The sequence below is a fragment of the Streptomyces sp. DH37 genome, assembly GCF_029813835.1.
GTDB lineage: Bacteria > Actinomycetota > Actinomycetes > Streptomycetales > Streptomycetaceae > Streptomyces.
The window spans coordinates 46,900-60,077 of sequence record NZ_JARVKV010000001.1; the positions used below are offsets into that span (position 1 = coordinate 46,900).

Here is a 13,178-nt window from a genome sequence, read left to right on the forward strand (position 1 = left end):
GATGGCCAAGGCAGCGCCCGCACCTCCCGCCGTCCACCGGGCGCGGCGGCACCGCACGGAGGCGGCGACCGCCCGGCTGGCGGCCCGGCTGATCCGCCGCGGCACCCTCGTACTGGCCCTGTCCACCGCGGCCTACGCGGCCGTCGAGGTCCTCGCCTACCTCGCCGCCTACCCCGACGCCGCCTCGCGCCGCTCCATCGGCACCCTCCAGGACAGCCCGGCCGTACGGATGCTCCAGGGCGTCCCGCACGCCGTCGAGACCCCCGGCGGCTTCGCGGCCTGGGACGCCGGCTGGGTCCTGGCCGCGATCACCGGGATCTGGGCGGTGCTGACCACCGGGCGGCTGCTGCGCGGCGAGGAGGAGACGGGACGGGCCGAGTCGGTGCTGGCGGCCCCGGTGCGGGCGGGCCGCGTCCTGCTGCTGCACCTGCTGGTCCTCGGCGCCGCCACCGCCGTGACCGGCGCCGCGATCGCGGCGGCGCTGGCCCTCTCGGGCGCCGCGGCGGGGGGCTCGGCGCTCTTCGGACTGGGCGTCGCGGGCTTCGCGGCCACGTTCGCCGGGGTCTGCGCCGTCACCGCGCAGGTCTTCGGGGTGCGCCGCCGCGCGACCGGCGTCGCGACCGCGGTGCTCGGCGCGTCCTTCCTGGTCAGGATGGCCGCCAACAGCAGCGAATCCCGCGGCCGGCTGCGCTGGCTGACCCCGTTCGGCTGGCTGGACGAACTCCACGCCTACCGCGACCCCCGGTGGGCCGCGCTGCTCCTGCTGCTGGCCGCGCCGGTGCTCCTGGGCGCCGTCGCCGTCGGGCTCCGCGGCATGCGCGACACCGGCGGCGCCCTGATCGCCGACTCCGACAGCCGCCGCGCCCGGCTCGGGCTGCTCGGCGGCCCCGTGGCGTTCGCCTGGCGCGGGGCGCGGGGCATGCTGATCGGCTGGCTGACGGGCATCGCCTCCTACGCCCTGGTGACCGGCTCGTTGGCCAGGGCGGTCACCGACTTCGTCGCCGAGCGGCCCTCCTACCGCGAGATGCTCCAGAGGCTCGGGTGGGATCTGCAGCGGGTCACCGAGGGGTATCTCGGCACCATGGGCCTGCTGTTCGGCCTGCTGCTCTCCCTCCACGTCTGCTGGCGGATCGGCGCCGCGCGCGCCGAGGAGGCCGCGGGACGGCTGGAGTCCACCCTCACCCGGCCGGTCTCCCGGCGCCGCTGGCTCGGCGGCCACCTCCTGCTCGCCCTGGCCGCCTCCCTGCTGCTCGCCGTCGTCGCGGCGTCGGCGCTGTGGGCCGGCGCGGTGGCCGGCGGGGCCGACGTGGAGGCGGCCGACGCGTTCGGATCGGTGCTGAACACCCTGCCCGTGGTGGTGCTCCTCACCGGTCTGGCCGTCCTGGTCTACGGCCTCCGCCCCGGGCTCACCGTCGGCCTGTCGGCGGGCGTCGCGGTCGCCGCCTACCTCGTGGAGACCATCGGGACGGCGCTGGACTGGCCGGCCGGGGTGCTGGACCTGTCACCGTTCCACCATCTGGCCGCCGTCCCCGTCGAGCCGTTCGCGCCCGTTCCCGCGGCGGTCATGGCCGGCCTGGGGGTGCTGGCGGCCTCGGCGGGCGTCGCCGCCTTCGAGCGCCGCGACGTCGTCGGGGACTGAGGAGGGGCGAGCGGGGCCGGACCCGCGGGCCGGACCCGCGGGCCGGTCCCGCCGCCGTACCGCCGCCGTCCCGCCGGTCAGGAGGACTTCCCGGGATCGGCGGATCCGGGCTCGGCCATCCTGCGGTGGGCGGCCGCCTTGAGGCGGTCGGGGACCACGGCGTTGGCCCGGCCCTGGGCCCGCGACTTCACCGAGCCGGCGAGCTTCTTGTCCTCGCCCCGCATGAGGGCCTCGAAGCCCTGCCGGGCGACGAGCGCGGGATCGTCGGTGGCCTGCTCCGCGAGCTTGGTGTCCTCCAGGTCGCCGCGGCGGAAGAAGTCGGTGTCGGTGGGGCCCGGCATCAGCGAGGTGACCGTCACCCCGGTGTCCCTCAGCTCCTCGGCGAGGGCCTCGGCGAAGGACTGCAGGAAGGACTTCGAGGCGTTGTACACCGCCTGGAAGGGCCCGGGCATGGTGGACGCGAGGGAGGAGGTGATCAGCACCCGGCCCTCGTCGCGGGCGGCCATGTCCCTCAGCAGGAGCTTGGCCAGGTGCACGGTGGAGGTGACGTTGAGGTCGATGAGGGCGAGTTCGTCGGCGAGGTCGGTCTCGGTGAAGGCGCCGCCCCGGCCGATGCCGGCGTTGAGGGCGGCGGCGTCGACCGGCCGCCCCGTCGCGGCGACGGCCGCCCAGAGCCGCTCGACCTCGTCGCGGCGGCGCAGGTCCGCCCGGACGGCCCGGACCTCGGTGCCGGCGGCGCGCAGCTCCCCGGCGGCGGCCGTCAGGCGGTCGTCCTCGGCGTTGACCAGCAGGTCGAAGCCGTGCTCGGCGAACTGCCGGGCGAGTTCGAGGCCGATGCCGCTGGAGGCTCCGGTGACCAGGGCCAGCGGCCGGGTTTCGGTGGTGTGGTGTTCGCTCATGCCGTCCGGGTATCCCGCCGCCGGTGTTCGTCACCCGCCGTCGCCCGCGGGACCGGACGGCCGCGCCGGTCCGGGCGGACCCGCGGGTGGCGCCGCGGCAGGCGTGGGGGCCGCCGACGCTCCGTGCGCCGGCGGCCCCCACCGTTCCGTGCGGAAGGCCGTCGCCTACCGCAGGTGGTCCTCGTCGTTGCCGTAGGAACGGCGAACGGACTCGGCGGCCTTGTCCGTCTGGGTGTCGTACTTGTCGCCGGTGCGTTCGTCGATCGTCTGCTCGGCGCGGTCGACGCCCTTGTCCGCCTGGTCGGGGTGGCCCTTGGCCATCTTCTTGGCCTTGTTCGCCATGTCACCCAGCTTGCCCATAACGGTCTCCTCGCAGTGGTGTCGTACCGTCTTGCTCCAGATCGCCTAACCGGTGGTAAACGGGTGAAACATCTCGATTCCCGGACCTCCTTCCCGGAGAGGGCAGCCGGGCCCGCCGGCTCCGGCGGCCTCGCGCGGCGCCGGAGACGTCCGCCGGGACGCCGGTGGGGTGCCGGCGCGGCCGGGACCGTGGCGCGGGCTGCCGGGGCCGACCAGGGGTTTCCCTCCTCCCCGGAGGGGCATGCGGTCGTGTGCCGTCCCAGCGGCTCTCCTCTCGGGAGCGTCCCGGGCTCGGGGGTCCCGGCCCGGTGGGCGTGCCCGAGACCGGACGGCAGGCGACACCCAAGGAGCGAGCGCTGTATGACCGTCCCGTCCGAGTTGTCCCACATCACCTCCCTCGACGAGCTGGCCCGTCTGGTCGAGAGCGGCGGTCACCTGTACGTCCGCTGGTCCCGCGGTCCCCGGACCGACCTGGGGGACACGGCCAGCACGGACGACCTGACCGGCATCCCGCTGCCGGGCCTGTCCGTCAACGCCCTGGACGTCGAGCCGTGGTGGTCCAGCCGGCCGGTCCGGCTGTGGGTCGCCCGGCGCCTGTACGACTACTGCCACCTGCGCCGCTCCAAGGGCCCGGGGGTGAGGCCCTGGGTGCTGCGCGGACGCGAGGTCGGCCGCGGACCCGACAACGAGCCGCTGGTCAGGGAGGTGGAACCGATCGCCTGGGTCGACGGCCGGGTGATCTCCGAGGCCGAGGAGGAGGTGGCCCGGCAGCGGGGGAGCTGGGGTCCGCTGGACCGGACCGCCGGCAACGGCGCGGGCCCCTCCCGCTGACCGCGCCCGGGGGCTGGGAGCTGGGGCAGCCTCCCGCAGCGGGTCAGCCGGCCGGCCGGCGCCCCGTGCCGTACTGCTGGTCGCGCCCGCAGCCCGGCACCTCGCTGGACTCGAACAGCACGCCGGTGCGCGCCACGTACTCGCGCACCCACCGCTCGTAGACGGCCTCGGCCTCTTCGGCGGAGCCGGTCGCGCAGGCGCGCTCGCGGTCCTCGGTGGACTCCAGGACCATCCAGCCCCCCTCGTCGCCGTCCCGGCCCACCCAGATCTGCTCCAGGTCCTCCGCCGGTCCTCCGCCGGTGGAGGAGTGCAGCAGGTTCCCCCGCGATCCGATCTCCGGCCAGACGGCGGCCCCGGCCAGGCGGGCGCGGTGCCGCCGGCCGAGGTCGTCCAGGCCGGACGCGGTGTCGTACAGCAGGCGCATGGTCACCCCCGCGTTCCGTACCGGAGCCGCCCGTGGGGCGGGGCGGCCTGCGCCGTCAGTCTCCTCCCCGGCGCGGACGGAGTGAAGACAGAGTGAGGGCAGAGTGAAGACAGAGTGAGGACGGATTGAAAACGGAGTGAAGGGAGCCGGGCGCGGAACCGCGCCCGGTACACCGCCGAGCCCTCGCTCCCCCCTCGGCTTCACCGCGCGCCACGCCGCCGTCACCGGCCTCGAGGGCGCCCCGCGCTCCGGCGGCTCCGGCCCGCCGGAGTCCACCGCCTCGCTCGGCACCAGGACGGCGAGCGCCGACACCGGCTCGGAGGACCGCGACGGCCGCCGGATCACCGGCGGCCCCAGACCTCACCGTCCTGGGCACCACCCGGCCGGTCGCCGTCGACCCGGAGTGCATCGACCCGGAGTGCGTCGACCCGGGAGTCCAACGGCGCCGCCCGGTCCCCCTTCGGCGTCCCGGCGATCAGGGACGCCGCCCGGTCCCCTCCCGGGCCGCCCCCGCCCCCGCTCCCGCGGTCCTGCGGCAGGGTGCGGATCCGGCCGGTCCGGGCGCCGGGAGGAGGGGGAGCGGCCTCGGCGCGGCGCGCTCACAGCGGCCACTCGTCATCGCCTCCGGGCCGGCCGGACGCCCGGCCGGTGGCGGTGCCGCCGCCGGGTTCCCGCTCGTCCAGCGCGGTCGCCAGCTCCGCCCTGCGGCGGATGCCGAGCTTGCGGTAGGCGCTGGTCAGGTGGGTCTCCACGGTGCGCCGGGCCAGATGCAGCAGCCGCGCTATCTCGGCGTTCGTATGGCCCCCGGCGGCGAGCCGGGCCACCCGGCGCTCCCCGTCGGTGAGCGCCGCGGAACCGGTCAGCCGGACGTGCGCGCGGCGGGCGCCGGTCCCGCGCAGCGCGTCCTCGGCGAGCGCCCGCATGCGCACCGCGCCCAGCCGCTCCGCCAGCGAGGCCGCCTCCCGCAGCGTCTCCCGGGCCCGCCCCCGCTGCCCGGCGGCGGCCAGGCACCGGCCCTGCGAGACCAGCGCCGGGACCAGCTCGGTGTCCACCTCCGCCGTCGCGTCCCGCAGGACGCGCACGGCCCGCTCGGCCAGTTCCAGGCCGCGCCGGCCGCCTGTCGCCGCGCCCATCACCCGCAGGGCGCGGCCCGTCAGGCGCGGCGTGCCCCACACGGTCGCGAGCCGGTGCTCCTCCTCGGCCGTCCGCAGGGCCTCGCGCGGCCTGCCCAGCGCCAGGTGGCACTCGGCGGCGGCCGAACGCCACGGCGTGACGACCGGGCTGACCACGTCGCGGGACGTCTGCCGCCGCCCGCACTCCAGGAAGTCCTCCAGCGCGCCCGCCGGATCGCCGCAGGCGGCGCGCAGCACGCCCCGGGCGTACAGGAAGCGGTTCAGCTCCCAGGAGTCGTGCGAGTCGCGGACGCTGAAGCTCCCGGCGAGCCGGCGGGCCTCGCCGAACCGGCCCGTCTCGACCAGGGCGATGACCGCGTGGGCCTCCGCGTTGCCCGGGTCCGGGCGCACGCCGCCGTCCTCCGGAGCGGCCCGTACGGCGGGGTCGGCCAGCAGGGCCCCGTACCGGCCGCGCGCGGCGGCGACGTCCGCCCGTACGTTGAGCAGGGCCGGGCGCATGGGGTGCAGCAGCGACGGGTGCTGCACGGCCAGGCCGCGCCGGACGAGCCGGTCGGCCTCGTCCAGTTCGTCGGCCCACTGGGCGACGGTGGCCGCGGTGCCCAGCAGGTACGGCTCCACCTCCGGCTCCTCCGGCTCCTCCAGCAGCGCCCGGATCCGCTCCATGGCCTCCTCCGCCGAGAGCAGGCCCGCGGTCGCCTCGTACCTGACCAGCAGGGCGCACTCGGCGGGGCCGACCAGTGCGGGCGACCGCCCGGCGGTCTCGCGCAGCCGGGCGTAGAACTCCTGCCGGACCTGCCGGTCGTGGTCGGACAGCAGGGCGGAGGCGGTGCGCACCGCGCGGGCCAGGGCGGGGTGGTCCGACGGGCGCACGTCGAGGTCGCGCAGCACCGCGAGCGCGGTGTGCGCCTCGCCCCGCCGGGCCAGCGCGGTGCCCAGCGCCACCGCGGCCCGCACCTTGTCCTGCGGCGTGCCCGGCCTGCGCAGGGCCTCCGCCAGCCGGGGTATCCCGGCCGACGACCGCGCGGTGGCGAACTCCAGGGAGCCGAGTTCGGTGAGCACCGCGGTCCGGCGGGCGCGCGGCATCGGTTCCTCCAGCGCGCGGCGCAGATAGCGCACCGCGTCACCGCGGCGGTCGCCGCGGACCGCGACCGACGCCGCGTCCAGCAGGACGTCCGCGGCCCAGGCCGTGCCGAACGCCCGTGACCGCAGCAGGTGGCGGGCCACCCGCTCCGCGCGTTCGCCCCGGCGGTGCAGCAGCTCGGCCGCCGTGCGGTGGACCTCCTGGCGGCGCGTTCGGGACCAGCCGCCCGCCACGGCCTCCCGCAGCAGGGGATGGGCGAAGCGGGGCCGGCCGCGTACCGGGTCACGGTCCAGCAGGCCCAGCCGGACCGCCGCCGTGGTCCAGCCGCGCACCCGGGCCGGGTCGGCACCGGCCGCCTCGGCCAGCAGTTCGGTGAACCCCTCTCCGTCCCCGCGGCCGTCCCCGCCGGGCCCGCCGCCGTCTCCGCCGTCGTCCCCGTCGAAGTCCTCCAGCACGGCGAGGGTGCGGGCCACGGCCGCGGTCTCCGGTCCGCAGTTCTCCAGCCACCAGCCGACCGCGGCCGCGTACCCGCCCGGATACAGCTCGGCGCAGCTCCCGGGCAGTTCCGCCGGAGCGCCGTCGCCGCCCATCGCCCGCAGGTCGTCCAGGAGGGCCCGCAGCAGCAGCGGGTTGCCCGCACCGGCCCGCAGACAGCCCTCCACCCAGGCCCGCGGGGCGCCGGCGCCCCCGTGGGCGCGCACCAGGGCCTCGGCGGCCGTACGGCTCAGCGGCCTCAGGGTGTGGACCCGCACCAGGGCGGGGGGCAGGGAGTGGGCGACCCCGGGGGAGGGCGGGTCGACGTCGTACTGGTTGCGCTCGGTCACCAGCAGCAGGACGGGCAGGCCGTCCAGCCGGCGGGCCGCGTCGGTGAGCCAGCGCCGCGAGTGGGGGTCGGCCAGGTGGACGTCGTCCACGGCGGCCAGCAGCGGCCCCTCGGCCGCGCGGGAACGGAACGAGCGCCATAAGCGCGCCGACCGCTCCCGGAGTCCGGCGGCGTCCACCGCGTCCGCGGGGCCGCCGGGCACGTCCCCGTCGGCGGCGGGATCGAGCAGGTGCAGCACGGCGGACAGGGGGACGGGCGGCTCCTCCGCCGAGCAGCGCACCCGCAGCACCCGCATCCGGTGGCGTGCCTCCTGCTCGACGGCGGCTTCCAGCAGCGTGGTGCGGCCCGTGCCGGTGGCGCCTCTGAACAGCACCAGCCGGCCCGCCCCGGACCGGGCGCGTCCGGCCTCGGCGGCCACCAGTTCCAGCGCTTCACGGCGTTCGCGGAGCGGTCCGGTCGGCATCGCGGGCGTTTCCTCTCGTGGGGTCTCGTGGTGTCGGTTTCGTGGCGCCGGTCTCGTGGTGCCGACCTCGTGGTGCCGGTCTCGTGGTGCGTCTCGTGGCCGGCCACGATTGCGGGCGCCGAACGGTTCGGAGGACGGTTGGTCCGTTGCCCGTCCGGCGAACACGCCGGGGGGCTCCGGGGGCACCGTGGGAGGCCACGGGGGCGGAAAGCGGGGAGGGGTCTTGCGCAGTTCCTTCCGGGCGGCGGGGGCGAGGGGGCCCGGTGACCGGATACCCGTGGCGGTCCACGCGCCGGATCCGGTCACCCGGGCCGGAGCCGTCAGCCAGTTGCGGGAGTATCCGGTGGTCGAGATCGTGGACGGGACGGGCGTCCGGCCCGGGACGGTGTCCGTGCTGCTCGCCGAGAAGCTGGAGGAGGCCACGCTCCTGCGGCTGCGCCGGCTGGTGCGCGGCGACGGCGCGCGTGCCGTGCTGGTCACCAGCGTGATCCGCGAGACGGAGCTGTTCGACGTCATCGAGAGCGGCGTGGGGGCCGTCGTGTGGCGCCACGAGGCCACCGGGCACCGGCTGCTGCGGGCCGTGGTGGCGGCCTCCCGCGGGGACGGCGACCTGCCGTCCGACCTGGTCGGGCGTCTGATCAAGCAGGTGGGAAGCCTGCACCGCAGCGGCCCCGGCCGCCTCGGCGCACGGCCGTCCGGCCTGACGACCCGGGAGGTGGACGTCCTGCGGCTGGTCGCCGAGGGCATGGACACCGGTGAGATCGCCGGCGAACTGTCGTACTCCGAACGCACCGTCAAGAACGTGATCCACGGGATCACCACCCGGCTCCGCCTTCGCAACCGGGCACATGCCGTGGCGTACGCACTCAGGGAAGGCTACATCTGACGGCCCGGGCAGGCGCACGGGGCCTCGCGGGCAGGCGGCCTGCCCGCGGACGCGCCGGTCAGGTGCCGGGCCAGCGGTCGTCGGGGCAGGCGTACGCGGTGCCGCCCTGCCGCCACTCCTTCCCCGCGTCGATGTTCTTCCCGGGGTCCCCGCACACCAGCACCAGGGTGGAGCCCTCCCTCTCGTGGTGCAGCACGGTCAGCAGCTTGTTGAGCGGCCGCTGCAGCGAACCGGCGGCGAACCGCAGGCGTCCGCTGGCCCCCTCCAGGTCGAAGGTGCCGTTGCGGATGAACTGGTGGACGTCCGGGCGCGTCAGGCCCACGTCCGCGGCGATGGCCTTCCTCGCGGCCTCGGCGAGCACCCGGACCGAGTCGTGGGCGAGCGCCGCGTGCCCGTCGTTCAGCCACAGGTCGTCCTCGCCGAACACCTCGGCGTAGGCGTCGTTGAAGGCCCGGGCCGTCGCGCTGCGGTCCGCGTGCCCGGCGGGCAGCATGTGGGCCGTGTGGTACAGGTGCAGCCACGCCTTGTCCTTGAAGCCGCCGCCGAGCGCGGCGTTGGTGAGTTCGTTGCCGCCCACCACGGTGAGGTCCCTGTTGGCGCAGTTGCTGACGTCCTGGAAGGTGTTCAGGAAGGTCTCGAACTCCCGGACCCGGGCGGCCCAGTAGACCAGGGTCCGCGGGTTGTCCAGGAGCCGGTTGCAGACCGCCTCCGCCACCTCGGACATGCTGAACTTCATGTCCAGGTCCGTCTCGTCCGGAACGGTCTGCCCGCTCTCCGCCCCGGGCGTGTAGCCGATCCGCGCCCCCGTCTGCCCCGTCCGCCCGAACTCGCGGACCACTTCCTTGCCCAGGTCGTCGCTGTAGACGTCCGCCGGATCGGTCACCACCGCGACGCTCCCGGCCGGTACGCAGGAGCCGTCGCCGGTCCGGACCGTGTTCGCGTGCGCGAGGAACGCCCCGACCACCTGGGCCTCCCTCCGGTTGCCCGGCGCGGCGCCGTGGTAGTAGAGCCCGACCCCCATCCTCTTCGCCGTGGCGGTGGAGCTCACGATCGGGATCTTCGCCTCGTTGAGCAGCCGCACCGCGGCGACCGTCTCCCTGCGGCTCTCGGTGAACCCCGTGACGCCGACGAGCCGGGAGTTCCTCCCCGCCTCCCGGACCACCTCCCGGGCCCTCCGTTCGGCGTCCGCGTACTGCACCCCGGCGTCGTAGGGCCTGATCCGGACCCAGACGGCGTGGTTGTCCGCGGGCGCCAGCCGGTGCAGCGCCCGCTGGGCCAGCACCAGGCCGCGCAGTTCGGGGATCGACCCGCCGGAGCGCAGTTCGTCCCGGTTGGCCGGCGGGGAGGAGTGGATGAGCGCGATGGTCACGGTCCGCTCGGGGTCGCCCTCGGACTCCGCGACCCTGTTCTGCTCCTCGATCGCCTCCAGCGCCTCCCGGTGCTGCCTGCGGGGGTCGCCGTCGTCGGGCCGGCCCTGCCGGACGTACCCGGAGCCGTTGAGGCAGGCGGTGTACTCGCTGCGGAACGGTCCCTCGCCGATCCACGGCAGGGGGGCGAGCAGCCCGGTGAGCCACAGGGCGAGGACGAGGGCCGTGGCCTCGAACGCCAGCTCCGGGCGGGGACGCACGCGCAGCCAGGGCGTCCACACCGGGGGGACCTGCCGGGCCGGGGCCCCGGGTTCCGGCGCCGGGAGCGTGACCTCGAAGGGCGCCGGGATCTCGCCCCTGGCCGGATCCAGCCGCTCCGCCGCGTCGCCCAGACCGCGCGGAGCGGGCACGGCGCCCGGCTCCCTCGGCAGCGCGGCGACCACCACGGCCACCGGGTTGGGGCCGGTCCTCTGCCTCTCGCCGTACAGCGCGGCGAAACCGGCGACGGCGTCCGGCCCGCTCCGGCTGCCGTCGAGCAGCAGGGCGTGGCGCGGGCGCCTGCGGCGCCGGCCCGGGTGCAGCAGCCCCTGGCGGGCCTGCCCGTACAGGTCGGTCATCAGGGCGGCCAGGAGCAGCCCGTCCCACGCGTCGCCGCCGGCCCGCCGCGCCTGGTCGAACAGGCGCAGCGCCGCGCCGTAGGTGCGCTTCCCCTCGAAGCCGTCCGGCCACAGGTGCCGGTGGAGCCGCCCCCGCGACAGGCGCACCCCCCAGCGCCACTCCCACCACGTCCGGTGGGCCCGTTCCGCCAGCGACCGCAGGGAGTCGAGCGGGACGGTGAGGAAGAACGCCGTGACCGTCGCGGGGCTGGAACCGTCCCGGCGCGAGACGTCCGGGCCGCGGCGTCCGCGCCGCCCGGCGTACGCCCGGTCCGCCAGCGACACGTCCTGCTCGCCGGGGACGCCGCGGACCAGGTCGTACGTGGGCAGCCGGAGCCGGCCCATCTCCGCGGGGGTGTTCTCGCGGAGCTCCTCGGCGATCTCCTCGATCAGCTCGGTCCTGGTCCCGCCCGGACGGACGTGGGCGTACGGGACGCAGGGCACCGAGCCGCCCGCCGCCGTGGAGCGCTTCAGGGCGCCCTCCAGGGCCTGGAGCGCCTGCCGGGCCTCGTCGGGGCCGGTCCGCAGCACGATCGGCGGGTACTTCGGCACGCGTTTGTGGAGCCGGGACCGGGTGCGCACCGCGGCGCGGTAGGCGTCGACGAAGTCGGCAGCGTGCTCCCAGCCAGGAAAGTCCGGCACTTCAGCCCCCCGAAATCCGGTGGGACGAGCGTGCCCGCTCCGTGACGGAGAGTCAACCTCCTTGTCCGGTCGGTGTTCCTCGGCGCCGCGGGACGGCCGCGCCGCCCGGCGGGCGCGGGGACGCCCCTCCGCCCCTCTCCACCGCCCCCCACCGCTCCCCTCCGCCGCCCCCGCGGTGAAACACCGGGCACGGCCGCCGCGATCCTGCGACACTCGGGGGACGTGGCCGATGCCCGACGGGGGAGGACGCATGGCGGACGGCGAGGAGCGCACCGGCACCAGGCTGGACCGGCTGCTGCGGCTGGGCACACCGCCCGTCGCGGCGACCGTGCTGACGGGCACCGTCGCGCTCTACATGGCTCTGGTCGCCTTCGGCAACATCACCGACTTCGACACCAACCGGCAGTTCGTCCGGCACGTCCTGGCGATGGACACCACGTTCCGGGATCCGGACCTGATGTGGCGGGCGGTGGAGTCGCCCGTCCTGCAGGACGCCGCCTACGTCGCCATCATCGTCTGGGAGGTCCTCACCTCCCTCGTCCTCCTCCTGGCCACCTGGCTCTGGATCGCGGGCCCGCGCCGCGGCGGCCCGGAGCGGGCCCGCCGGGCGAGCACGCTGGGCCTGGTGATGGTCCTGCTGCTGTTCGGGCTGGGCTTCATCTGCATCGGCGGGGAGTGGTTCGCCATGTGGCAGTCCTCGGACTGGAACGGCCTGGACGCGGCGGCGCGCAACGTCGCGCTCGCCGCCTTCGCGCTCGTGGTGGTCCGTCTCGCGTCCCCGCGCGGAGACGGCCGCTGACGGGCCGGCCGCCGGTCGGAAAACCCCTGGCCGAAGCGGTGTCGGTGCCGCATGATATTCGTTCTCCGGGGCGGTGATCAGCGGCTCCGTCAGGGGTTTCACGGGGGGTATTCCATGGCAACCACCAGCCACCGCTCCGCATCCGGGGAGCGGCCGGCCGGCGGGCGGCGGCCGGCGTTCCCGTTCGGTCTGTGGAAGCGCAGGCCCGCGCCGCGCCTCACCACCGACTTCGGCGATCCGGGGCTGGCCCGGCTCCGGGAGGCCGCCCGGGCGGGGGACTGGCCCGCCGTGCGCGAGCGGCTGGCGTCCGCGGCCGACGGGGACGAGCTGTGCCGGCTCGTCTGGCACGTCTCCGACACACCCGGCATGGCCGCCTGGATGGGCGGCGTCCTGGAACGGGAGCCGGACGGCACGCTCGCCCTGCTGACGGCCGGCGCGCACCACGTCCAGTGGGCCTGGGAGGCCCGCACCGGCGCACGGGCCTCCCAGGTCTCCCGCGAGCAGTTCCGGATCTTCCACCAGCGGCTGGAGGTCGCCGAGGACCTGCTGTACCGGGTGGCCGAGCGCGAACCCGACTGGGTCGCCCCCTGGTTCATGCTCCAGGTCTCCGGACGCGGCCTCCAGGTCGGGCGGGAGATCGCCCGGCTCCGCTTCGAGGCGACCGTGCGCCGGAGCCCGGGACACCTGGGGGCGCACCGCCAGCACCTGCAGCAGGTGTGCGCCAAGTGGGGCGGTTCGCACGAGGAGATGCACGCCTTCGCCCGCGACTCGATGCTCGCGGCCCCCGAGGGCAGCCCCCTGGGCGAACTCGTGGCCCTCGCCCACCTCGAGCACTGGCTGGACCTGGAGCCCGGGCAGGACGCGGAGTACATCGGCCGCCCCGACGTACGGGCCCAGCTCCTGGAGGCCGCCGACCGGTCCATCGGGCACCCCGCCTTCGGCCGCCCGTCCGACTGGATCGGCGTGCACAACACCTTCGCGATGGCCCTCTCGCTGGCCGGCGAACGCGGGGCCGCGGCCGCCGCTTTCGCACCGCTGGACGGACAGGTCACCGAGTTCCCCTGGCAGTACCTCGACTCCGGCGACCCGGTCGCGGCGTTCCGGAAGTGGCGCTCGCGCGCCGGCCGCTGACCCCGCCGCCCCGCCGCCGTCCTCCCCGTCTCCCCCCGGAAGAA

Annotated in this window: 10 protein-coding genes; 5 read left to right on the forward strand and 5 right to left on the reverse strand. The window is 76.3% G+C overall.

Features of this window, described 5'->3' with window-relative positions:
- Position 1 precedes the first annotated feature (1 nt).
- On the forward strand, positions 2 to 1,639 hold the full coding sequence (locus tag QC029_RS00185) for a hypothetical protein (protein WP_279553175.1): 1,638 nt from the start codon (positions 2 to 4) through the stop codon (positions 1,637 to 1,639).
- A gap of 77 nt (positions 1,640 to 1,716) precedes the next feature.
- Here QC029_RS00185 and QC029_RS00190 read toward each other — a convergent pair whose 3' ends face one another.
- Together QC029_RS00190 and QC029_RS00195 are read right to left on the reverse strand one after the other, a co-directional pair.
- Positions 1,717 to 2,538: an SDR family NAD(P)-dependent oxidoreductase gene (locus QC029_RS00190; protein WP_279553176.1), complete on the reverse strand. Its 822-nt coding sequence runs from the start codon at positions 2,536 to 2,538 to the stop codon at positions 1,717 to 1,719.
- Positions 2,539 to 2,703: 165 nt separating this feature from the next.
- Positions 2,704 to 2,898, reverse strand: coding sequence for an antitoxin (locus tag QC029_RS00195; RefSeq protein ID WP_279553177.1), 195 nt, complete (start codon positions 2,896 to 2,898; stop codon positions 2,704 to 2,706).
- 360 nt (positions 2,899 to 3,258) lie between these two features.
- On the opposite strand from QC029_RS00195, the gene QC029_RS00200 reads away from it, so the two are divergent.
- Positions 3,259 to 3,729 (forward strand): DUF6098 family protein, encoded by a 471-nt coding sequence (locus tag QC029_RS00200; protein WP_279553178.1) that lies wholly within the window; start codon positions 3,259 to 3,261, stop codon positions 3,727 to 3,729.
- A 43-nt stretch (positions 3,730 to 3,772) separates the two neighbouring features.
- Here the strand turns inward: QC029_RS00200 and QC029_RS00205 are convergent, their stop codons facing one another.
- The gene (locus QC029_RS00205; RefSeq protein ID WP_279553179.1) at positions 3,773 to 4,159 is read right to left on the reverse strand and encodes a hypothetical protein; all 387 of its coding nucleotides are present in this window, start codon (positions 4,157 to 4,159) and stop codon (positions 3,773 to 3,775) included.
- Positions 4,160 to 4,752: 593 nt separating this feature from the next.
- Entirely contained in the window at positions 4,753 to 7,653 is a 2,901-nt protein-coding gene (locus tag QC029_RS00210; RefSeq protein ID WP_279553180.1) for a LuxR family transcriptional regulator, read from the reverse strand.
- 223 nt (positions 7,654 to 7,876) lie between these two features.
- On the opposite strand from QC029_RS00210, the gene QC029_RS00215 reads away from it, so the two are divergent.
- Positions 7,877 to 8,539: a response regulator transcription factor gene (locus tag QC029_RS00215; RefSeq protein WP_279553181.1), complete on the forward strand. Its 663-nt coding sequence runs from the start codon at positions 7,877 to 7,879 to the stop codon at positions 8,537 to 8,539.
- A gap of 58 nt (positions 8,540 to 8,597) precedes the next feature.
- Here the strand turns inward: QC029_RS00215 and QC029_RS00220 are convergent, their stop codons facing one another.
- Positions 8,598 to 11,204 carry a hypothetical protein gene (locus QC029_RS00220; RefSeq protein ID WP_279553182.1) on the reverse strand — a complete coding sequence of 869 codons (2,607 nt, stop codon included), beginning with the start codon at positions 11,202 to 11,204 and terminating at the stop codon, positions 8,598 to 8,600.
- Between the two features lie 250 nt (positions 11,205 to 11,454).
- Between QC029_RS00220 and QC029_RS00225 the strand changes: the two genes are divergently transcribed.
- Together QC029_RS00225 and QC029_RS00230 are read left to right on the forward strand one after the other, a co-directional pair.
- A complete protein-coding gene (locus tag QC029_RS00225) occupies positions 11,455 to 12,003 on the forward strand; it encodes a DUF2165 domain-containing protein (RefSeq protein ID WP_279553183.1) in 549 nt (182 codons plus the stop codon).
- A gap of 114 nt (positions 12,004 to 12,117) precedes the next feature.
- The gene (locus QC029_RS00230) at positions 12,118 to 13,134 is read left to right on the forward strand and encodes a hypothetical protein (protein ID WP_279553184.1); all 1,017 of its coding nucleotides are present in this window, start codon (positions 12,118 to 12,120) and stop codon (positions 13,132 to 13,134) included.
- Positions 13,135 to 13,178 lie beyond the last annotated feature (44 nt).

Coding starts and splice junctions, on each gene's coding strand:
- QC029_RS00185 (WP_279553175.1), top strand. CDS start 2: ATGGCCAAGGCAGCGCCCGCACCTCCCGCCGTCCACCGGGCGCGGCGG.
- QC029_RS00190 (WP_279553176.1), bottom strand. CDS start 2,538: ATGAGCGAACACCACACCACCGAAACCCGGCCGCTGGCCCTGGTCACC.
- QC029_RS00195 (WP_279553177.1), bottom strand. CDS start 2,898: ATGGGCAAGCTGGGTGACATGGCGAACAAGGCCAAGAAGATGGCCAAG.
- QC029_RS00200 (WP_279553178.1), top strand. CDS start 3,259: ATGACCGTCCCGTCCGAGTTGTCCCACATCACCTCCCTCGACGAGCTG.
- QC029_RS00210 (WP_279553180.1), bottom strand. CDS start 7,653: ATGCCGACCGGACCGCTCCGCGAACGCCGTGAAGCGCTGGAACTGGTG.
- QC029_RS00225 (WP_279553183.1), top strand. CDS start 11,455: ATGGCGGACGGCGAGGAGCGCACCGGCACCAGGCTGGACCGGCTGCTG.
- QC029_RS00230 (WP_279553184.1), top strand. CDS start 12,118: ATGGCAACCACCAGCCACCGCTCCGCATCCGGGGAGCGGCCGGCCGGC.